Raw genomic sequence first — 20,872 nt, 5'->3', positions numbered from 1 at the left:
CCAACCTGATTAAACCGAATTTCCAATCAGCGTTATCGTTAATCATTATTTGGCTCATGTTACCATCAAATGACTAGGAATATGTAGGGTAACCGAATCATTGCTCTTGTCGACCAGTTCAAAGGCAGTGCGGAATATTCGGCAATCCAGAAGTTGGCAATTGCGGCGGCATCGGCGGATGCCATGAGACAGAAAAAGACCTGATTCCCAACCTGCCTTTGAACGACTGCTTCCGCTGCATTTTGGTCGTTCGGATCTAACGCTTGCCGATCCGGGACAGTGACCGACCCAACAACGATCTATACCCTTGCGTTGGGGTGACGCAGAGCGTCTACCCGGTAGACGATTGAGGGTACCTAATGAAACTATACATCGCTGAGAAGCCCAGTCTGGGCAAAGGGATCGCCGAGTATTTGCCCGGACCGAAGAACAAGGGTAACGGGTTCATTCAGTGCGGATCCGATACCGTCGTGACCTGGTGCTTCGGCCATATCTTCGAGCAAGAAGAGCCGGACTTCTATACGCCCGATGATGTCCCCACCACGCCGAAGGGCAAGAAGAAATGGCGATTTGAGGATTTGCCCATTTTCCCCGAGCAATGGAAAAAGCGGGCGAAGGATGACGCCAAGGCCCAGATCAAGGTGATCCGGGACCTGCTCAAGAAAGCTTCGTCTGTCGTCAATGCAGGCGACCCGGACCGAGAGGGCCAGCTGCTGGTGGATGAGGTACTGGAGGAACTCCGCTGGAAAGGACCAACCCTGAGGATCTGGCTGGCCGCCCTCGATGAGCAATCCGTGCGTAAGGCGCTGGCATCGCTCAAGGATAACCAGGACTACCAGAATCTCCGCAATTCTGCCGAAGCCCGTGCCCGCGCGGACTGGCTCATGGGCATGAATCTCACCCGCGCATTCACGCTGCGCAACAGCGGCGCTGGGGTCGTCTCCGTGGGTCGGGTGCAGACGCCGACCTTGGCTCTGGTCGTGGCCCGTGATGAGAAGATCGAGCACTTCAAGCCGAAGGACTACTACGTTCCGCGCATCAACGCGGGCTTCTGGGCCACCTGGGAGCTGAGGGAGGATTTCGAGGGCGTCGATGTCGAAGGCTACCTCACCGACCGGAAAGCCGCTGATCGGCTGGTATCCCGGGCCAAAGCAGACGGCAAGGCGTCGGTGAAGGACTTCACCAGCGCCGAAAAGCAGCAGCAGGCACCATTAGGCTTCTCCCTTGCCGAGTTACAAAAGGTCTGCTCCGCCAAGCTCGGCATGTCGGCGCAAAATGTCCTTGATGCGGCCCAGGCGCTGTATGAGGAACACAAGGCGGCGACCTATCCCCGGACCGATTGCCGCTATCTACCGGAAGAACAGCATGGGGATGCCGGACAGATACTGTCCGGCCTGGCAAAAGCTGGATTTGCGGATCTGGTGAAAGCCGCTGATTCTGACCGGAAGTTGGCCATCTGGAATACGGGTAAAGTGACGGCGCACCACGCCATCATTCCGACCGGCTCCATGCAGGGCTCCATGAGACCCGCCGTGGCCAAAGTCTACGAGATCATCGTCCGCTCCTATCTCGCGCAGTTCTATCCGCCCTATGTGTATCGAGCGATCAGGGCCATTCTGACTTGCACCGGCGAGGACTGGAAGGCGACTGCCAACATCCCGGTCTCCGCAGGCTGGAAAGCCGTGTATGGGATGACCGATGACGATAGTGATGACACCCCCGCCCAGCTGATCCCGGCGCTCAAAAAAGGCCAGGTTCTGAACGTCCAGGATGCAGATGTCCAGGCAAAACAGACCAAGCCGCCGGCCCGATTTACGGATGGGTCGCTCATTGAGGCCATGAGCAACATCCATAAGGTGGTGGAGGATGAAGCCGCCAAGGCCAAACTCAAGGAAACCTCCGGACTGGGAACCGAGGCCACTCGGGCCAGCATCATTGAAACGCTGCTGACCCGGGGATTCCTGGAGCGTAAGGGCAAGCAGATCCTCTCCACCCAGGCAGGGCGGGCGCTGGTTCACGCGCTGCCCAAAGACCTCACCGATCCCGTCCTGACGGCACGCTGGGAAGATGCCCTGTCATCCGTGTCTGAGGGCCGCGTGACGCTACAGCAGTTCGAGGAAGCCCAGCGCAAATTCGTGGTGCGCATGATCGAGGCGGCCAAGGCGACGACCGTTGCTGTCGGCCAGGCACGGCCGACTTCCGGCGCTAGTCGTGGTAAGTCGTCTGCCGTGAAAACGCGGGGCAAGATGCAAAAGGTTGGGCCCTCCTGCCCCGCCTGCAAGAAACCAACCATCATCCTGAAGACGAAGAAAGGCGACGCTTTTTGCAAGTGCGAGGGCTGCCAGTCCTGCTGGTGGCCGGACAAGCAGGATGCCAGGAAGCTCGGAACGAAGTGGAGCGAGAAAAAAACATGAGCGAGACAATTTGTTGCTTCCTGAGATCGTCTACCCGGTAGACGAACCCCGCTTTTCCCAGGACATCTGGTCGCGTTATCCCCGCAGCTCCACCGCCTTATGGACGACTCGTTACCGTGTAACGACCAGCCGGTACTCGTTCCGGCTTGCCGACCACAACCCAGACGGCCGCCGGGGGTCCAGTTGGACCCCACTTCGTTGTCTGGGCTTCGGACTGTGGATCGCGGGGATAACGCTCCAAAAAATCGTCTACCCGGTAGACGAAAACGCCAAAAAAAGTGTCTACCGAAAGAAAAGCGGAACGCAAGATAAAGAAGGGGTCATGTGGGCGTTTTCCGGGAAAACTTGGCCACTGCGCCCGTCTACCCGGTAGACGATCCGCCCCATCTCCGATCTATACCCGCTCATGCAGAGCAAATACGTACCCGTTTCCGTCTACCCGGTAGACGATTCGCGGAGAAAGTCCGCTCCCATCTCCAGATTCGCCATTCCGGCACTCCTGGGCGCCCTGGTTGGTGCCCTGGCCTGGCCTCATGCCATCTGGCTTGCCCCACTGGCGTTGCTGCTTCTGCCCATCGTGAACAAGCGGCACTGGTTGCACCCGTTTCTGCTGATGCTGGGTTACCACCTGGCGACGACCTATGGTCTCATCAAAGGCACATCGGTTTTCTTCCTACACGCCGGGCTGTTTCTCGGTATGGGGTTCTGGTCGCTGTCATCTCTGGCCTTTGCCCTGCCCTATATGGCGTACCCGTACATTACTCTGTATTTCCGTGGCAGCAGCCCTGCGGGCGGCAGCCTTACTGGCGGCGGTTTTGGCGCGGTCACGGCCACCGTCATCACCTCCGCCATATCCACGATCTTCCCGCCTTTGGGCATCATCGGCTGGACTTCCCCCTGGCTCGGCGCCGTCGCCGCAGGACCAACCGGCATCCTGCTGACCATTCTCGGGATCTTCGCGCTGGGGCGCTTGACGCAGAAGAATCAAGAGATCTTGACCCGCCTGCTGGTGGTTGGATTTGTTGTCGTCGCTCTTTGGCTTTTGCCTTTTGCTTTCCCTGCCCTGGATGCCATGATGGGGCACCCGCTGCCCACAGCGCCCACTGGCTGGGTGGGCATCGATACCCACCTGGGCCGTCTGCGTTCCAATCTTTCCTATGTCGAGGCATCCATGGAACTGGCTCCGAAGGTCCTGGCGGATCTGCGCTCTGGCGACAAAGTAGTGTTACTCCCCGAAACCGTGGCTGGCCCCTGGCTGCCGGGCACCCGGGCCATTTGGCGCCCGGTCATCCGCTGGACGGCCCGACATCCAGAACAAATCGTGTTGCTCGGGGCCGATGTGCCCCTTGCCAAGGGTTACCTGGATGCTCTGGTCAAGATCCAGGATGGCCATCAGACGGTGCTGCCGGATCACATCCCTGTGCCATTCTCGATGTGGCACCCGTGGCGCCCCCAGGGCAGTTTCCGGATGGCCCCGTTTTCCCGAAAACCGGAAACCACGGAGATGGACGGCAAAAAGGTCGGCTATCTCATCTGCTATGAGCAACTGCTGATGTGGCCGGCCCTCGATCTATACCCGCATGGGATACAGATCCTGCTGGCTCCGGCCAATGACTGGTGGGCGCGGGGGACTAATATCCCGGCCATCCAGAGAGTGTCGGCAAAGGCCTGGGCTGCGTTCTTCAGGGTACCGGTATTGTTCGCGGTGAATCAATGATGGGGGGAACGGATGAAGAAGCCTGATCATATGAAGGCAGGAGTTTCCATGGGAAACCCCTCTGGTCCCTGCGATCCAATGCTGGCCTGGAAGTCCGTTCTGGATTCCCTGGATGACAGGCGCCGTGAACGACGCAAGGATCTGCTCAAGACGCACCGGTCCCGCCCCCTCACCGTGCAACGGCGGATTGCCAAATGGGAAAAGATGCTCCCTGCGGATTATTCGCGGATTCCGGCTGAACAGCACATTGCAGCCCTGGAAGCCTCTCCGGAAAAGGCGATCACGATCCTGAAGGAGCGGGTGCGTGAGCAATCCTCTTCGACCAGTCATCGCTCGGTTTGACCAGAGGCTCATCGCCTTCTTCGAACGGCCCGGCCCGCGCAAGCTGGCCGAAGCCCTGCTTTGGGGTGCCGCCCAGTTCGAGTGGCTATTCTTCTTTCCCTTTCGGCTATTGACAGGCCCCGCACGTTGTTTTCTGGAGCGCCACCATGCAAAGAATATCCGCCGCAATCGCTAAGCGGCTGCTCTGGTGGGGCACATGGGCGATCATCGGTGTCCTGGTGCTGAATGCTGCCGTAGGGCTATGGATGCAGTCCCAGCATCTGGTGTTGAACGACTCCACCTGCGAGCCGGTGGGCCTCTACCAGCTTCTCGGCTCGCCCTATCCGTTGCATGATGGAGAACTGGTCGAAGTCGGGATTCCTGGCCCCGCCCATCACACCGCCGTTGCGGAAGGACTGAAGTACCACTGGTTTCCCGCTGGACAGCCGTGGATCAAAGAGATCGCCGCTGTCCCCGGGCAGACCGTACGGCTGACGAGATCCGGGGTCCGGGTAGATGGGCACACTCTGCCCAACTCCCGGGTGGATCGCTGGACGCCCGGCCACCATCACCAGATTGTTCATTACCCTTTCAGCACCTATCACCTGCAGCATGGGCAGGTCTGGCTCTACGCTCCAGGCAACTATGCCTTTGACTCCAGCTATTATGGCCCGGTCCCGGAGACCAGCATCCTGCAACGGGCGGTTCCCTGGTGGACGATTCCCGGGAGCCAGTTCTGGCTGCAGAAGGGAGACTGAGCCCCGGGCCGTACTCGTAAATCGTCTACCCGGCAGACGATCTGGCCCGGCGCTGATCTATACCCATTCGTGAAAGGGGCACGCCAGGAAAAATCATGCTGACACCATCTCTCTTTAACGGTATGCCCTATGCGGGGGAATCGACGGTGATCCCGTTAAAGATGCACCTGTACATCCAGGCTCTGGCCTTCGTTCAGGGGATGACGCTGAGGGCCGTCCATGAGGATTGCGCCACCCGGTTTCTGGCCGAAAAAGCCTGGGAGAAAGGACTTCGATGGCGGGATGGGCACCCTCCGGCCGTGTCCGGCCCGGAATGGGTGGAAGTGCACGTGCGGATTCCGGCGCATCTGGCGGACAACCTGGCAGAGGTCAGCCGCCGCAACAGAGTCGGCCTGCCTGATGTGCTCTATACGATGTTGTATTGGTATGCCTGGATTCTGTACCCGCCACTGCAGGAGCAGGAGCGGCGGAAAACGAAGTTTCGCGCTGGCAAAGCGCGAGAAGCGAGGGAGAGATGCCACAGATCATTACCGTGACCAATCAGAAGGGCGGCGTAGGAAAGACCGCTCTTGCCGTTCACATTGCGGCTTATGCCAGCATGGCGGCAAAGAAAAAGACCCTGCTCGTGGACATGGACGGCCAGCGCAATGCTACGTTCATCACTACGGGTGAGCCGAATGGCCGTGGCAAATCGGTATTGGAACTGTGGGATGGGGACACCCGTCTGGAGTTCCAGGATACCCGGTTCGGGGATCTCCAAATCCTGCCAGGCCACCAGCATGTCCATCTGGTGGAAAAGCAGGGATTGAAGGCCGGACAGGAGGCGATGAGCCGTTTGCTCGACATCGATTTCGATGTGGTGGTCATCGACACGCCACCAGCCGCCGGCGTACAGCAGCTGGCCCCGCTCTATCTGGGCGGATTGCTGGTGGCGCCCGTGGAGCCCGACCTGTTGGCGTTGCAGGGGCTCACTTCGCTGCTCAAGGTTTGGCGGGAGATCGCCTCGCAGGTCGATCTGGGATTGTCACTGGTCATCAACAAGCGGGTTTTGAACTCCACGAATCAGCAGATGGTCGTGGATGCGATCACCGAGTCGGGTTTCGGTCAGCATGTGCTTCCGGTGCATCTGACCAATCGGCAGATTGTTTCCAACGCCATGAAACAGGGGATGCCTGTCTGGAAGCTGGACCCGAAAGACGCGGCAGCGGCGAAATGGGCCATGGCCTGCAAGATGATTCTGGAAATGGACCGGGTGCCGACGGAAGAAACGGTGAAGGAGGGATAAAATGGCCAAGGTAGATCTTTCAGAGAATCTCTTTGATGAGATGAAGCGCACACTGGCCGAGATGGCGGGAGATTCCGGCGAGACCGCTGCCAAAGCCGATCGTCTACCCGGTAGACGACTTCCGGGCCAGGAAACGGCTCGTGCGGATGAACGAAATGCCGTCGGGGGCGGAACGATCGGCGGCGGAGCCGCTTCAGCGCTCTTTCTGGCGTTGTCGGAGATCGAGCCAGACCCGGAGCAGCCGCGCAAGACGTTTGTGGCATCCGGAGCGCAGGACGCCATCGACAATGATCTTGAACTGCTGAAGGAGAGCATCCTGCAGCATGGGGTATTGCAGCCCATCGCGGTTCGTCATGTCGCGTCGGGAAGGTATCGGATCATAGCGGGCGAGCGGCGCTGGAGGGCATCCATGGCTGCCCGGGACAGTGGCCAGCCATGCCGTCGCAAGGGCTATGACCTGTCCCGGATTCCCGCCGTGATCCTGGAGCCCGACACAGACGCCGACCGGCTGGAAATGCAGCTGGCCGAAAATCTGGCGCGGGCGGATATGACGCCCGTGGATACGGCGAAGGCTGTAAAGCAGCTGATGGATAGCCTGGACCCAAAGCCGAGCCTGGCGGATCTGGGCAAGCGGCTGGGTCGATCCAAGGCATGGGTACATCAGATGCTCTCTCTGGGGAGCGAAGATGCACAGGCAGTGGCGGAGTATCTGGGCGTACCGCTGGAGTCCATCGGACAAACAGACATCAGTCGCATGAAAGGATGGATGAAGGACGCGGGCAAGCGCATCGTGCTGGACGCCATCCGTGCCAGACTGCAGGCTGGGGAAACCCTCTCCCGTGTGCTGGTGGATAGAGAGGAAGATCGCTACGAACAAGGTTTGAGCGGAAAACCGCAGGAGGTAGACATGCAGCAGGAAAAAGGGTTCGTGATGGGTTCGCACCCTGCAAGGGCTTTTGATGCCAATGGGGAAGAAGTGGACATGTCCACGATTGACCTGTCCGAAGTTGATAGCGATGAGGACATTGAGGATGGGGGCGCCGTGGATGAGAACGGAGTGGTCATCGGAGATCCGGCGGATGGAGTATCCCTGCCGGGGGCACCCCTGCCGGGGGCATCCCTGCCGAATCAGGTGACGGTGGCCCTCCCCCGCCCTTTGTTGGAGAGGGCTTTTGCAAAGGCCGGGCGCGAATTGTCCGGGACGATGGGAACGACGGAGATCGTTGAGGTGTTGGAGTTGGTATTAAACGGGTGACCGCAAACCGCGACATGAAGGAGCGTGAACGCTTGAGGTTGTTTTGCGGTCTCATGTTGGCCTAAACCTCAAGGAGAATAGTCATGTTTGGATTTGGCGAACACAATGATCACGCAAACGTCCAGCAGGTCATCTGCACCTGTGGAACCAATATGGCCTACCAGGGCGCACACGGTCTGCGTATGGGTGGGCTGACCGGCATGTTGGGGGCGGGCGCTGCTTTCCTGGGCGGTCAGGTAGCTACCGATGGCGAAGAAGCCTTTGAGAAAAAGCTGGAAGTCGATATTTACGTTTGTCCCCAGTGCCAGGACGTGCGGTTGAAATACCGCAAAGGCCTGTAAATTGGGTGTCAGCAAAAGTTCCCATGCACCCCAGTATGGGATGCGGCGGCAGCCAAAAAAAGAACAGGCACCGATTCAGGACGCCACACAACCTGATGGGTATCTACAGGAAATTAAACAGAACATCGTAAAATCCTGTGGTGGCGCCAGGACACCCTTAGCAGCCGGAACGGGCGGAAGTGGGTTTCATTATCCGCGCGATCTGGCATTGCCAGAAGACCCTGTGCCGGAATGCAGGGTGCCCAGCAAGCCACAGGTCAAAATAGAGGTCCGGAAATCCCGGAAAATAACAACCCAGACACCAAGTCTGGCCTGAGAAGGAAAAAACTTGCTTTCTATCGAACCACAGGCAGGTCCAGTGCCCATTATCCAGGTTACTTGGGCAAAATTTGGGCATTTGCCAGTTTGCGCCATTCTTTTATTCACTAAAACAAGTGATAATTTTTATATTGTTACATGATGGACCATCGGATTAGCAATAATACAGTCCAAAAACTAGCCGTTACGGAAACACAATAACGCAACTGGTCACACATTGATCAAAATCCGTCTTCAGGCCGAAAAATCAAACACCCTTCATTGCGTGTGTTCCAATGAGATGGTTTTCAGTGCCCAGAGATTGACAGGGTGTCCTTTGATGCTTTTGATGCAGCGTAGCACGTGTACCTGTCCATGACGTTCCATGTCCAGGATGATGCTGTTGATGCGACTGGCGCTGAGATGCAGCTGTTTACTGATTTCAGCCACAGTCATGGGACCTGCGCGCAGGCAGGCGATAACGCGGTCCCGATCTTGGAGAGTCAGTCTATCCATGGACATCCTTTACCAAACAAAAAAAGCCCACATCGATGTGGGCTAGTCAGAGGAACGAAGCATGATGCCATTCCCGGGCTGCTCGGCATTGTCCTTCCGGGCAAGGACCTGACGAAACAAACCCGCACAGATTCGCTATGCCTCATTGCTTTCTACCGTACCGCTGTACATCGCCTGGCGCAAGCCAAAATCATCACATTTTTTAACACATTGACCATCCGTGGATGGACGGATTTGTGCTAGGCTGAGGGTAAACAATTCAGGAAAGGATCATTGCTATGCGCATGGATCAATACACAGAAATTCAACGCAGAAGTTTTCGGGTTCTGCGGCTGATCACCGCTCTGGTTGCGGTAGCTATTCTTTCAGGATGCATCATCGCTCCTGGCGGATATGGGTACGGCTACCGTGGTCATCCCCCCATTCACTACGAATGGTGGCACCACGGGCAGTGGCGGTGATGCCATGGATGCTCATAGGAAAAAGTATCGTGACTACTTCATATCCAGTTTCCTGTCAGTCACGTTTTGGGGGTTACTGCTGTTCGCAACATGGGCGGCTTCGAGCCCAATGGCCGCCGCACAGATAAATTTCGCGTTCTCCGTCGGAGACGGGGTCAATGCGTATTACCTGCCTAACGTGTCAAACTTTGTGTACGCATACGATAATTACTACTACGACTGGACGGGCAATGGCTGGCTGTACAGCACGGATTACTATGGTCCTTGGTATCTATTACCGGCAACCAGCTTCTTGCCACTCCCGCTCGAATATGGGCCGCCACCACCGACTTATCCCTACCAACCCTATTTCTTCTGGTGGCGATCCAGAGTGGCGCCCTGGTATCAGGTGCACCATCCCCATTGGTGGTTTCGGCACCATGCGGACATGGCGCATTACCGGATATGGCGGTCCCGCGTGATCCCTTTATACCGGGGTAGGCCTTTTTATCGCGGACCCATGCACCCGGTATTTCACCACCCATATCCTGTTCGTCGGATTGCCGGTCCGGTGATGCGGGGCAGAGTGATTCATCCTGAGGTTCATCCGATATTCAGACCAGGATTTCGACAGGGCGCACGTCCCGTTTTTCACCCGCCGGTGCACGGACCTATAGCGCGTCCGCACCCAATCTATCACCCCGGTCAACCACAACGGTTCCATCCAAGATTCCGCCATCCGCCGGTACATCGTGCCATGCACCCGGTTCAAAGAAATAGAGGGCGGAGAGGTCCAGGCGGGCAACATGACCATTGACCCGGATACTTAATTGCCACTTTTGCTCGTGTTGTTTGGACCCAGACCTGCGTATTACCAATCCGAGGTCTCAATGAGGGACGCTACATTAACAAAACAACGTGACAGGTCACGTCCTCTCAAAACCTGCCATACAGGGATGCAATCGTGAATCTGCATCAAGAGGGATTTTCGAGAACGGAAACTCCACAAAAATCGAATTTCAGATTACACCGACAGAGAAAGTCAGCATCTTATGGTAACCTTATTCAAACCCCTTATTCATCAGGGAAACCATTCCGACTAGCTGTAACATGAAGAAGGATAGGAGGTAGTAGTTATGTCTGTAGATTTAGAACAACCTTTAATAATTAAAGAAACTCAAGTGCCTGTTCGTTATCTAGAGAAGAAGAGCGATGGACGTATAGTGGTGGAGATGCCTGTATCTAGGAAACGGGTTATAGATGTGTTGGTGCTTGAGCATGAATTGGGGAATACAGAAAAGGAATATAAGGATATGAGCCCGGGGGAAAATGTCGCGTTACTAACAATAACGGGAGGTTTTCTTGCTTTGATCTGGTACTTAAAGAGGAAAGGGAATGGATGGCTCTGATGAGTCTGGTCACGCCAATGGATGGTTCACAGGCTAATATATATGTAGGGCGAAAGGGGGCAAAAAAGGCCCACACTTCAGTGGGCCAACGGAGACGTCAAAACATCCGCCCGGACTATTCAGCAGGGTCCTTCCGGGCAAGGACTTTGGCCTTTGCCGCCTAGAGGATGGCAGGCGGCGCTTCTGCCTGATTACCCCTATCATAGCCTTGTCCCTCTCTGGGAATCCACCAGGGGGCAGGCATGTGATCATCAGCCGCCGTTATTCGTGAGGTTGTCCTGCAGGACATAAGGAACCATAAACAACGAGCCCCATGACAAGCGGCTCGTTTTGTTTTGGCCGTTAAGGTGCGCCAGGCCCTCCAGGGGGCGGTCCGCCTGGCCCACCCGGTGGAGGCGGTCCACCCGTAGGTCCTTGGTGGGGTGGCTGTTGAGATCCAGGTCCTCCAGGCCCCCCTTGTGGCGGCCCTCCTCTCGGGCCAGATTGAGGCCCTTGCGGGGGTCCTCCTGCTGGCCCTGGCTGGAACCGAGGCCCTCCATGGTCAGGACCTGGTTGTGGGCCGAAACCTGGCCCACCCATAGGTCTTTGGTGAGGTCCAGGCCCTCCAGGTCCACCCTGTGGTGGCCCCCCTCTCGGACCAAATTGAGGTCCTCCAGGGCCTGGTCTTCCGGGTGGTGGACCTGGTGGTGGACCGAACCCCGGCCCACCTGGTTGCGGCCTCCCCGGAGGCCCAAAGCCCGGTCCACCGGGAGGAGGCCCAGGCGGAGGCGGTTGTGGTGCGCCAGGCGGAGCCGGTGGCGGTGGTTGCACCCCCAGATAATTAAAATAAGTGCCAGGTGGTGGTGGCGGTGGCGCTCCTGCCGGTGGAGGCGGAGGCGGAGGCGCTCCTGCCGGCAGAGGCGGGGGCGGTGCCGGATAATACTGGTAGTATGTCTGCGGGTAGTAGTACCACATCATGTACTGCGCATAGAGTGGCTGACTGTAATAGCCGGTATACGCTGAGGGCGGCTCAAAATAGCCATATTGCTGGGGCAAGCCCGTGTTACCGAGATTGATCCCGAGGTCGCCCAGCATGACACTGAGATCAAACGGCCCAGCAGACGCCGGTGTAGAGAGGGATAAAACCCCTAATCCGGCAAGGCCTATGGCGATACTGAGTACAATGGGTTTACGCGGCATAGCAAATCCTCTTTTGTTGGTTTACTGGATGAAGCCGAACTTGTTCCCAGAATTTTGCTTATGGAAGGGAAGGAAGTGGATTACCTGCCGTAACCATTGTTGTACTGACCAGGTCCTTGGCCGGGAGGAGGCGGTGGCGGCGGCGGATGACCGTAGCCGTTGTTGTACCGACCGGGTGGAGGTGGCTGGTTATACCCTTGATGTCCATACCGGCCGTAGGGGCCATAAGCACAGCCTGAGAGCGCCAAAATACCCAAGGTAACTGCAGCGATTTTTCTAGTTGAAATAGGCATAGCTTATCCTCCCGTGTTTTTACCATCCATGAATATGGGGCGTCATGCGGAATTTATCAACTAGCATTCCGGGCTGGACCTCGGCCATAGTCTGGCATCTCTAACAAACAGAAGGCATCAGAAGTACTCCCACTCGTGATAGCATATTCCGATGGCAGTTGGAATTCTTCCATTTTCTTTTCAATGAGATGAATTATTTATGCGACCTTTGAAGCTGTGAATACTCTGGGGATGGTATCATTGTATACAAACCCAAGCGCAGGTGGTGATCTTACGGGAATCCACCCACAAAGGATTATTCCAAAAGTGCTTGGGATCGGTGGGCTGGGAATTTGATCGGGATTGAACATTGGCAGGCCAGGTGCTAACAGCGGTGACGGTGCTACAATCATCCGTCGCCGTCATCCCCCATCAACCCCCCTATAACGCTTCTCTCCGCGTCCCGCGCGGACGTGTCATATTTTCCCTCCCCCGTGGGTTTGCGACCCGCGAGGGGCTTGCACCCAGCGAAGGGCTTGCACTCTCCTGCCACGGCGTCCAGATCGCCAGCCGCCGCAGCCAATGCCGCCCTTTCAGCCTCGCTTACTTCCTCGACAGACTCCTGCTCTTCCGGTTTTTTCTCAATATGGGGGATGGGTAGCGTTCCACCCGACTCGCCCAGAATAGCCTTGTAGTCTTTCCTGGCTCCGGGGATGGAATCGCTCTTCTCCGGCCACCGAATGGATGCCCGATCAAGCCATTCCGGGTTCTTGAAATAGAGCAGCTGCTGTCCATAGATGGGATGAAAGCCCGCCGCGAATACCAGCATATCGCCCGGGGTCTGGATATTGGCACCTTCCTTTTCCGGTCCCCGCAAGGTCATGACCTCATCCGCCGTCAGCAGGGGGCGGGACTGGTAGCTGAGGCTCGTCGAATAGCCCTTGTTCTGACCGAACAGCGAGCCGTCAAAACTCTGGTTGTCGTTTTCCATGGTCACGGTACGGGTACCCAGCATGTCGGAGATCCACCTGGCCGTCTCGACCTGGTTGGGCGCGTAGGCCGCCCGGATGTGGCAATTGCCGATGACGGTCCTGGCCCCGGCCTTGCCGTAGCCATGGCCTTCATCTTCCAGCTGGGCGATGTCCTGGGTGATGAGATACAGCTTGACGTTGTAGCCTGCGAGGAAGGCGATGCTGTCCAGGAACACATCGAGTTTGCCCAGGCTCGGGAATTCGTCGAGCAGCAGGAGCAGCCGATGCTTTCCCCTGGCAACGATTCGCCCGTCTTTCGCTTCCAGGCGTTCTTCTGCGGTGAACTGGGAGGCGATCTGGTTGAGCACCAGGCGAATGAGGGGCTTGAGCCGGTTCTTGTCTTCCGGACTGGTGACCAGGTACAGAGAGACGGGTTGTTCGGCGTCCTGAAGGTCGGCAATGCGAAAGTCCGAATACTCGGTCCACTTCGCGACGATGGGATCCCGGTAAAGGGACAGGAAGCTCATCATGGTCGAAATGACGCCCGATTTTTCATTATCGGCCTTGTTCAGCATCTCCCGCGCGGATTGCGCGATGACTGGATGCACTTTGGTGAACTGGCCGTTGCCGTCCCGCCAGCCATATTGCTCATCCGGGTCATGCTCCGTCTGCATCATGCGCTCAAAGGCTACGTCCACGCTTTCCAGCGTGGGATCGTTGAGATAGGCGGCAACGCCCCGCAGGGTCTTGTCCGGCATGGCGTAGAGTACATGCAGAATGATGGACGTGAGCAGGGCAAAACCGGTTTTCTGCCAGTGATCGTTCAGACCCTTGCCATCCGGATCCACAATCATCGTGGCAATGTTCATCACGTCCTTGACTTCATACTGGGTTCCGACACGCACCGCATCCAGTGGGTTGAAGTGGCAACCCTCTTCGGATACCGAGCCTGGTGAAAACTTCAGGATATGGTGGCCCATGGCCTTGCGGTATCCCGCCGTCAGGTTGAAGTTTTCCCCCTTGATGTCATGCACGACAACCGAGTCCATCCAGCCGTCCAGCAGTGTGGGCAGGACCAGGCCCACACCCTTGCCGGATCGGGTCGGGGCAAAGACCAGGATGTGCTCTGCCCCGGTGTGCTGGAGTGGAGTGGCCACCCCGTTCTCGACAAAGGCCCCAACATAACAGACATGCGGAGAGTCAAACCTGTCAAAAATTGACGGCTTCGGGATCTCTGACAGGCGTTTCTTCTCGCTCTCCGCCCTCTTCTTCCGCCACTCTGCGGCCTCCTTTTTCCGCTTTTCCTGCCGGTCTTTCCATCGGGCCAAGTCGGAATCTCCCTTGAGCCCAAGCCAGGTATGTAGACGATCCATCCCCGTCCTTGGCGGGGGAGAAGGCAGGAGCGCCGCGCGGATCGCGTCACTTTTACCCGCCCAATGCGCTGAACCATGCACAGGATTGTCCAGGACGGCTTTTTGCGCGTCCTTGTGCTTTTTCCCGAGTATCCCCGCAGTGAGCATGCCCAGCACCATGGCCGGCAGACCTGCGTCATAGAACGCCTGATGAATCACTGGATAGTGGATGTTCAGGATCATCGGCCGCAGGAACGGCAGGGGGTCATACAGACGCCAGCCGTAGGGCAATGCGATGTAGGCATGCGTCTTCTGGATGAAATCGTCGGTCCACCGGTAGCCGGGAAACACGTCCCTGGCCACATAGGATATGCCTAGCGTGTAACCGAGAACGCCCGCCGCAACGCCGACGAGCGTCGTCTTGAGCCTGCCGCCCCGGGCGAGGCGCTGGACCTTGTAGTCGGAGACGGTGGAGTTGGGAGCATGAATCTTGTTTACCATCTCGAAGTCCTTATGGGAGAACCGGCCAGGAGTGGGAGTCACCTGAGGGTGCAGGCGTTACCGCCTGAGCAGGCTTTGCCAGCCACCGGAATTGAGGAAAGGGATTGGTCGGTAGTGCCTTGTTGACTTGGGAGACGGTGCGCAGTCCGCCGTAGTCGGCAGGCTTGCGGCCGGCAGACGCGAATGCTCCAGCGGCACCCAGTATCCGGTTGGCGTATTGGGCATCCCCCCAGAGCCGCCCAGAGTTGTACGCTTCAAAGGCGTGGTAGAGCGCTTGTTGGCCCCGGTAGCCGCTGGCCAGCGCCTGTTGCCAATCCATGTGCAGGATCTCGCTGCCTGCCCGAAGGTTACCGCAGGCATTGAAGGCTGTCCTGGGAGTGAGCCCGAAGGCGGCGAAGTTCCCGGTATCCACCTGGGCCAGCCCCACGTCGACCCGCTGGCCTGCGGCCATGGCGTGCCGCAAATACCGGATGGCCTGAGCCCGACTGCCGGGAATGACCATGCTCCGCGTACTGTTGTTCCACATCGCCAACGGGTTGCCCCCGGACTCCACCCGCACAATGGCGGCCATCGTCGAGGGTGCGACCATGGGGGCGCATTCCGCACTGATCTGGGAGACTAAAATCATCGCGCACTCCGTGACGATGCTGGGCGGATATCTTCCGATTCCAGAATCCGATCGATCATCGCGGAGACGCTCCATCTGCTTCCCTGAAAGCCTTGCAGTCGCTCCAGCACGTCGGCAGGCAGGGTGATCGACATGGGGCGAAGGTGGCGCCCCGGGTGCTGTTTCTCCCGCCGCCGGGCCAGATCCTGCAGGCCCTCATCGGACAGGGAACGCACTTTCTGTGTCACAATCGCTGTTCGCCTTGCCGGCGAAAGCCCTGCGCAATCGTGCTCTGTCCGGATGATGATGCTTCCGCGCATTTTTCGCTCCTTACCCCTTGGCAGGGTGCAACCCATAGGGATTGAGATTTGGTCCAAGCGCCGGGTCGATCATGGCCGACCCCGTCTGCATGGCCGGGTCGTAGGGGCCGGGGAAGATCATGTCATGCGCCACCACCACCGAGAACAGATAGCCGGTGGGAATGGTAATCGTGGGTGCGATATCGATGTACTTTTCCAGCAGCTGGGATTCGGCTTCCCCAAAGGTCTGTGCCAGTGCTTGCTCGCTGTCCTGAAGTGCCACATTCCCGGACATCTGGCCTGTCACACTGGTCGACGTGGACGGAGAGGCAATCGCCATCCCGGCATCCACGATCGACATCAATAACGCATTCCTGAAGATCAGCCAGGTGTGGTCATTGACCTCCCCGGCGAAGCCCGCGTATCCAGCACCGCCTGCCCCTTCGTATCCCGGCAGGTTCATGGTGGTACCGTTCGGAAACTCGATGCGCGTCCAGGCAACGGCCAGCCGGTTGATGCCCAGGGCCGTCTGTGTGTCATAGGTGCCCACCAATTTGGCGCCGGCAGGGATCAGGAGCGTTGCCCCATTCACGGACGAATAGACGTTCTGGCTGACCACCGCCGTGATCTCTCCCGGCAGATAGCTCTTGATGCCCGTCTGCAAAACGGCGGGAATGACCGATCCGGAAAGAATCTCGTAGGGGCTCATCTCCCGGGTCACCAGGGGCGGCGGGGTCTTTTTCTTTGTTTTCTTCGCCGCCATCTGCTCCGCGTCCGGCAGGGCCGTAGGGAGCACTGTCGGAGCCTTCGCAGACGGCGTTGATTCCGGCGTTTTCCAAGCAAGGCCCTCACCGGCTCCGCTCCCCACGCTTCCCGTACCCAGGGCGGACGCGAAGGCGGCGTCCTGCGTTGCGTAGGGATTCTTTGTGGGCGCTGTGGACGCTGGAGCCTTCGCTGGATGAGACTGCTCAGCATCACTGTTCGTGGCCGCAGTTGCCGACGCGTCCGACGCCCCTCCAGGCGTAGTGGGCTGGTGGACCTGCTTCCGGTGCGCAGGGGCGACCGGTGCGCCAGTCCCGCTCGCTGGCTGGATGGTTTTGGCCTGCACCTGCGGCCTGGTGTGCCCGAATATCGGGTGATTTTGCAGATACTCATAGCCGCCATAGGCGCCCAGTCCGACCACCGCAGCTGCGATATAGAGTGGCGTCCGTTTGATGCGCGTCGCCATCCGGTCCCTGTCCGGCTTGACCTCGATCCCGGGCTGACTGGCTTGTGGGCCTGGTTGCCTGCCAGGGCCTTTGCGGCTATCCACGGCGGGCTGTTGTCCCGCCGGGAGCAGCCCTTTCTTTTTCTGGAGCAAATCGGAGAAAAATTCTTTGCCGCTTTTCATGGCTACGCTCCTGCCTCGTTCGTGAGGCGAATTTCGGCCAGGTGATTCCAGTTGCCCGTGAGCAGATCGATACGGTAGGGGACGGCCCCCACGGCCAGCGTGTGTCCTTCCATGCGGTAGCCCACCAGCAAGGATTTGCCAGCCTGGTTGCGCACCAGAACCATCGGGGGTTTCCCTGTGGGCAGGCGGATATAGGTCATCCTGTCCTTGATGTCGCTGACCACGCTGATCGGCTGGACAGGCTTGCAGTCGCCCGTGAAACACTGCATTTTCCAGTCGAGATCGGCATGTGTGGCATTTACATGTGGAGCATTGGCATGCGCAGCATGGGCGATGACCGTGGCCTGCCTGTACTGGTTGCGTGTACCCGCATCCCTGGATTGGGGGAGATCGTGAGGGACGCGATAGAAGGACAGAACCGGCGTGAACCGGGAGGTACCGCTGACCAGGCCCACGGTGTACGTCAACGGATAGCCATGAGGGCTGGTCGCGACGATCTGGATACTGCCTTTGAGTCCGGCAAAGCGGGGCATGATTTCCAGAATGGGATGCCTGCCGGCTGCGGTCTCCTTCACGACCCACTCGGCGCGTGGGGCGCCGACCAGGGAGACCGGCTTGACGCCCTTCCCCAGAATGACCACGGAGAAATTGCCAGGGGCGGTCTGAAGCACCGGCAGGACTTGCCCCAGTGGCACGATGACCTCTCCGCCCGGGCGCGTGAATACGGGGAGCTGCGAGAGCGTGCCCAGGGCAAAGGCCCGCACCGATTGTTGCTCCACCGCCCGGATGGGTTCGCCATAGTGGATATTCAGACTGTGCCGAAAAATCTGGGCGGTGTTCACCGTCTCGGCAATTGGCGCGGACTGTCCGGCAACTCCTGGCACCTTCACCGTGGATGCCATAGAAGCGGGCACACTTGCTGCCATGGCAATCGTGGCCATCACCAATACAGACCGTTTTTTCATCGTTTTTGCCCCGTAGCGCATGTTACCTCTCCTCCTGCTGGATGGTGACCACCTCAGAACCCAGCCGTAACAGGATCTCGGCAGGAACTGAATCGACAACATAGGTGTTGCCCCGGATCTGGGTATTGACTCCGATCAGGTGTCCGCTGGCATTGCGGGCTTGCAGGATGGGAAAGCCTCCGTGGCTCGCCAGCCCCTGGGGCATGTCGATGAAGGTATGGGTCCCATCGTCATACACGCGCAATGGACGGATCGGCTTGCAGTCGCTGGAACGGAACCATCCGCCGCCACCGCAATGAATGGACCAGCGAAGATTGACGTGATTGAGACGGATATTGGGCAAAGGCAGTACATTGCCTTTAGGGTCGGCAGTCGACGGATCCGTTGGCGCGTTGTCTGCCGTCTGCAAGGCAGCCGCCTGCGAGCCTGCTGACGGCAAGTCTGTTTTCCAGGAACGGACCTCGCCCCCGCTATCCTCGATCTTTAGGGCGGGGATGTAGTGCACTGCGTCACTGACCAGACGGATTTCATAGTTGATGGGCCTGCCCTGGTCGGTTGCGGCTACCACGATGTTTTGGTGGAGACCCGTAAATTTCGGGCTCAGGAAGATTTCCGGCTGTTTCCCAACCAGCGCCTGCTGCACATTCCATTCCGACTTGCTGATGCCAACGGTCGTCACGGGCCTGATCCCGTCGGGCAGCTCGATGATGCATGTGTGCAGCGGCGAGCAAACCAGCACGGGCCGACCGGCCAGGCTGTCGACGGTTCCGTTCGCGCCACTGATTACCGGAAGAGTGTCATCCATTGCCTGGGACGCCGTAAGCGACTGACGTGCCAGCGCTCTGGTTGCAGCACTTTCTGGGCCCTCGGGCGGCGTGGCGATGGACTGTTGCCACACCTGCACCGCCGCTATCCGCTCGGCGGCCTCCGGGGAGATGGCCGGGACCTTCTGGCCCGCAGATGTGGTGCCGCCAGATGCGGATGATGTCGTGGACGGATGGGCGGAACCGGTTTTCGCCCCTGCAGGCTGTATTGGCGGTCTTCCCTGCTGCGAACTGAACGGGTTCACCGCAGGGAGCCCAGTATTCACGCCGGCCAGCGCCAATCCAGGAAGGACGGCGAGCCCCAAAGAAAGCCATGTTCGATTTATCATCTCATCTTCTCCTTACACCTGGGGACTGAATGCAAAGTGCGTGATGTAGATGCCGAATGGATTGCCTTTCAGGACATTGGGGTTGTTCGATGGCGGGACCGTCGCGTAAGTGACCGTGCCTTGCCAGTTCTGCTCGCCATCCTCCCCGCCATGCGGGCCATAGCGCTTTACCAGGAAATCGACGATGTACGAGCCACCCTTGCCCGTTACCTGCCCAACGGGAACGGCGCTCTGGATCGTGACCGTGTTGCCTTGCGTCTTGTTGGAATAGGCCGCGTAGGGATTGTGCTGCGCATAGAAGGCGTCCAGCGAGGATTCCGCGCTCGATGCGATGTAATGATAGGATTCATCGATGAAGTGCTTCTGCACAAACTTGTCCGGGCTGCGCGTGAAAGCGAGCCAGGTGAAGCGGGAAACGATGTGCTGCACTACCGGCTGGGCAAAAGAGCCAGCCCGCACGGCCTGCGCCAGTTCCACAGCCTTTCCCAGTTTGTCCACCTCGACGACATAGGGCACCACATGGACACGGTCTGCCTCAAACACCATGCCCGCCCCAAACAGGGCGGCAATGCCGATAGCCGACAGGGCAGCGATGCGCCAGTTTCTCGCCTGCGCGATGTAGGAGCCGTAGCGCTCAAGCCATTCCTGGCGGGCAGCCAGATAATCGGGATTGCTCGACATGAAAATACCCTCTCAGATGGTTCCTGAGAGGGTATAGATCGAGGGCTAGGGGGATAACCGGCAGGAGGCGGCGTCGCCTTATGCCAGCCTACAAATGATTTCCTCTGCTGGATGAGAGCAATCCATCTACTGGCGACTATCAAGGTTCAACGACGGCTGGGCAGCGGAAGCTGTCCATTGCTTACGTTGGAGAGTGGGTACAATACTCGGCTACTGCTGATGACGTGGTCGAGCTACATCGGCTTCCAGAAGCATGCGCACGTAGCGGGTGTAGGGCACGCCCTTGGCTTTGGCTTTGGCCTTCACGGCTTCCAGCAATGCTTCGGGTAACCGCATGTTCAGGGCGGCGTCTTTCGGCGCGATTTCGAAGCGCATTGGCTGGAACTGCCGGAAGTCGAGGTCGGACAGGTCCTGCTCTAGGAACGCTTCGGCCTCTGCATCAGTCTTGAACTTAGGTACCTGCTTCATAATTCGCAATCTCCTTCTCGTGCATGTAACGGGCACTGATCGGGCGAATGAGGTCATCCCTGATGGCAAACGCCACGAACATTGGCCTGCCATCGACCCGGCCCACCGCAATATGCCGACTTTCTGTCGGGAGGGAGTGCTTCGGGTCGGGAGCAACCATCACCCTTCCTTCGAGAAACAATCGCTCTATCACTTGGCGGGAAACGCCATGCTTTCCGCACTTCGGCCAGTTGCCGCTATCCCAATCGAAGCCCACTATCTCCATGAGAGAAGTGTAGGCG

At 58.3% G+C, this 20,872-nt stretch carries 24 protein-coding genes; 12 read left to right on the top strand and 12 right to left on the bottom strand.

Annotated features, from left to right (window positions below; translation table 11 throughout):
- The first annotated feature begins 359 nt into the window (after positions 1–359).
- From H7F11_RS06075 to H7F11_RS06030, 9 genes are all read left to right on the top strand, one after another.
- Positions 360–2,414 (top strand): DNA topoisomerase 3, encoded by a 2,055-nt coding sequence (locus H7F11_RS06075; RefSeq protein WP_193658044.1) that lies wholly within the window; start codon positions 360–362, stop codon positions 2,412–2,414.
- 406 nt (positions 2,415–2,820) lie between these two features.
- Positions 2,821–4,131, top strand: coding sequence for a conjugal transfer protein TraB (locus H7F11_RS06065; RefSeq protein ID WP_193658040.1), 1,311 nt, complete (start codon positions 2,821–2,823; stop codon positions 4,129–4,131).
- Positions 4,132–4,179: 48 nt separating this feature from the next.
- Complete coding sequence (locus H7F11_RS06060; protein WP_193658038.1) at positions 4,180–4,473, top strand: hypothetical protein; 294 nt, start codon at positions 4,180–4,182, stop codon at positions 4,471–4,473.
- The gene (locus H7F11_RS06055; RefSeq protein ID WP_193658036.1) at positions 4,436–4,648 is read left to right on the top strand and encodes a hypothetical protein; all 213 of its coding nucleotides are present in this window, start codon (positions 4,436–4,438) and stop codon (positions 4,646–4,648) included. The genes H7F11_RS06060 and H7F11_RS06055 overlap by 38 nt, the downstream gene beginning before the upstream one ends.
- Complete coding sequence (locus tag H7F11_RS06050; protein WP_227485306.1) at positions 4,620–5,210, top strand: S26 family signal peptidase; 591 nt, start codon at positions 4,620–4,622, stop codon at positions 5,208–5,210. The genes H7F11_RS06055 and H7F11_RS06050 overlap by 29 nt, the downstream gene beginning before the upstream one ends.
- A 95-nt stretch (positions 5,211–5,305) precedes the next feature.
- Complete coding sequence (locus H7F11_RS06045; RefSeq protein ID WP_193658034.1) at positions 5,306–5,746, top strand: hypothetical protein; 441 nt, start codon at positions 5,306–5,308, stop codon at positions 5,744–5,746.
- Positions 5,725–6,495 carry a ParA family protein gene (locus H7F11_RS06040; protein ID WP_193658032.1) on the top strand — a complete coding sequence of 257 codons (771 nt, stop codon included), beginning with the start codon at positions 5,725–5,727 and terminating at the stop codon, positions 6,493–6,495. The genes H7F11_RS06045 and H7F11_RS06040 overlap by 22 nt, the downstream gene beginning before the upstream one ends.
- Before the next feature lies 1 nt (position 6,496).
- On the top strand, positions 6,497–7,750 hold the full coding sequence (locus H7F11_RS06035) for a ParB/RepB/Spo0J family partition protein (RefSeq protein WP_193658030.1): 1,254 nt from the start codon (positions 6,497–6,499) through the stop codon (positions 7,748–7,750).
- 83 nt (positions 7,751–7,833) lie between these two features.
- On the top strand, positions 7,834–8,091 hold the full coding sequence (locus H7F11_RS06030; protein WP_065973711.1) for a hypothetical protein: 258 nt from the start codon (positions 7,834–7,836) through the stop codon (positions 8,089–8,091).
- A gap of 576 nt (positions 8,092–8,667) precedes the next feature.
- Here the strand turns inward: H7F11_RS06030 and H7F11_RS06025 are convergent.
- The gene (locus H7F11_RS06025) at positions 8,668–8,904 is read right to left on the bottom strand and encodes a MarR family transcriptional regulator (RefSeq protein WP_065973709.1); all 237 of its coding nucleotides are present in this window, start codon (positions 8,902–8,904) and stop codon (positions 8,668–8,670) included.
- 278 nt (positions 8,905–9,182) lie between these two features.
- On the opposite strand from H7F11_RS06025, the gene H7F11_RS06020 reads away from it, so the two are divergent.
- Both H7F11_RS06020 and H7F11_RS06015 read left to right on the top strand, forming a co-directional pair.
- Positions 9,183–9,365, top strand: coding sequence for a hypothetical protein (locus tag H7F11_RS06020; RefSeq protein WP_193651690.1), 183 nt, complete (start codon positions 9,183–9,185; stop codon positions 9,363–9,365).
- A gap of 1,115 nt (positions 9,366–10,480) precedes the next feature.
- Entirely contained in the window at positions 10,481–10,753 is a 273-nt protein-coding gene (locus H7F11_RS06015; protein WP_193651689.1) for a hypothetical protein, read from the top strand.
- 251 nt (positions 10,754–11,004) lie between these two features.
- Here the strand turns inward: H7F11_RS06015 and H7F11_RS06010 are convergent, their stop codons facing one another.
- From H7F11_RS06010 to H7F11_RS16705, 6 genes are all read right to left on the bottom strand, one after another.
- The gene (locus H7F11_RS06010) at positions 11,005–11,367 is read right to left on the bottom strand and encodes a hypothetical protein (RefSeq protein WP_193651688.1); all 363 of its coding nucleotides are present in this window, start codon (positions 11,365–11,367) and stop codon (positions 11,005–11,007) included.
- A 623-nt stretch (positions 11,368–11,990) separates the two neighbouring features.
- Entirely contained in the window at positions 11,991–12,158 is a 168-nt protein-coding gene (locus H7F11_RS06005) for a hypothetical protein (RefSeq protein ID WP_193651687.1), read from the bottom strand.
- A 455-nt stretch (positions 12,159–12,613) separates the two neighbouring features.
- Positions 12,614–15,028 carry a type IV secretory system conjugative DNA transfer family protein gene (locus H7F11_RS06000; RefSeq protein ID WP_193651686.1) on the bottom strand — a complete coding sequence of 805 codons (2,415 nt, stop codon included), beginning with the start codon at positions 15,026–15,028 and terminating at the stop codon, positions 12,614–12,616.
- Positions 15,029–15,038: 10 nt separating this feature from the next.
- A complete protein-coding gene (locus H7F11_RS05995; RefSeq protein WP_193651685.1) occupies positions 15,039–15,656 on the bottom strand; it encodes a lytic transglycosylase domain-containing protein in 618 nt (205 codons plus the stop codon).
- Positions 15,653–15,883: a hypothetical protein gene (locus H7F11_RS05990; RefSeq protein ID WP_227485305.1), complete on the bottom strand. Its 231-nt coding sequence runs from the start codon at positions 15,881–15,883 to the stop codon at positions 15,653–15,655. The genes H7F11_RS05995 and H7F11_RS05990 overlap by 4 nt, the downstream gene beginning before the upstream one ends.
- An 82-nt stretch (positions 15,884–15,965) precedes the next feature.
- Entirely contained in the window at positions 15,966–16,697 is a 732-nt protein-coding gene (locus H7F11_RS16705) for a TrbI/VirB10 family protein (RefSeq protein ID WP_227485304.1), read from the bottom strand.
- A gap of 195 nt (positions 16,698–16,892) precedes the next feature.
- Between H7F11_RS16705 and H7F11_RS16700 the strand changes: the two genes are divergently transcribed.
- Complete coding sequence (locus H7F11_RS16700) at positions 16,893–17,369, top strand: hypothetical protein (RefSeq protein WP_227485303.1); 477 nt, start codon at positions 16,893–16,895, stop codon at positions 17,367–17,369.
- On the opposite strand, the gene H7F11_RS05980 is transcribed toward H7F11_RS16700, so the two are convergent.
- From H7F11_RS05980 to H7F11_RS05960, 5 genes are all read right to left on the bottom strand, one after another.
- Positions 17,327–18,310, bottom strand: coding sequence for a TrbG/VirB9 family P-type conjugative transfer protein (locus tag H7F11_RS05980; RefSeq protein ID WP_193651682.1), 984 nt, complete (start codon positions 18,308–18,310; stop codon positions 17,327–17,329). The two genes, H7F11_RS16700 and H7F11_RS05980, sit on opposite strands and share 43 nt — an antisense overlap.
- A 1-nt stretch (position 18,311) precedes the next feature.
- Positions 18,312–19,442 carry a TrbG/VirB9 family P-type conjugative transfer protein gene (locus H7F11_RS05975; protein ID WP_193651681.1) on the bottom strand — a complete coding sequence of 377 codons (1,131 nt, stop codon included), beginning with the start codon at positions 19,440–19,442 and terminating at the stop codon, positions 18,312–18,314.
- A gap of 12 nt (positions 19,443–19,454) precedes the next feature.
- Positions 19,455–20,123, bottom strand: a complete 669-nt coding sequence (locus tag H7F11_RS05970) for a type IV secretion system protein (protein WP_193651680.1) — start codon at positions 20,121–20,123, stop codon at positions 19,455–19,457.
- Between the two features lie 210 nt (positions 20,124–20,333).
- Complete coding sequence (locus tag H7F11_RS05965; RefSeq protein ID WP_010641624.1) at positions 20,334–20,591, bottom strand: CopG family antitoxin; 258 nt, start codon at positions 20,589–20,591, stop codon at positions 20,334–20,336.
- Positions 20,575–20,856 (bottom strand): BrnT family toxin, encoded by a 282-nt coding sequence (locus H7F11_RS05960; protein WP_193651679.1) that lies wholly within the window; start codon positions 20,854–20,856, stop codon positions 20,575–20,577. Before H7F11_RS05960 ends, H7F11_RS05965 begins: the two co-directional genes overlap by 17 nt.
- Between the last annotated feature and the right edge of the window lie 16 nt (positions 20,857–20,872).

This window comes from Acidithiobacillus sp. HP-2, from assembly GCF_015100155.1.
Classification (GTDB): Bacteria; Pseudomonadota; Gammaproteobacteria; order Acidithiobacillales; family Acidithiobacillaceae; genus Acidithiobacillus.
Note: the sequence above shows the minus strand (reverse complement) of the source record. Positions and strands in the feature narration are given on the sequence as shown.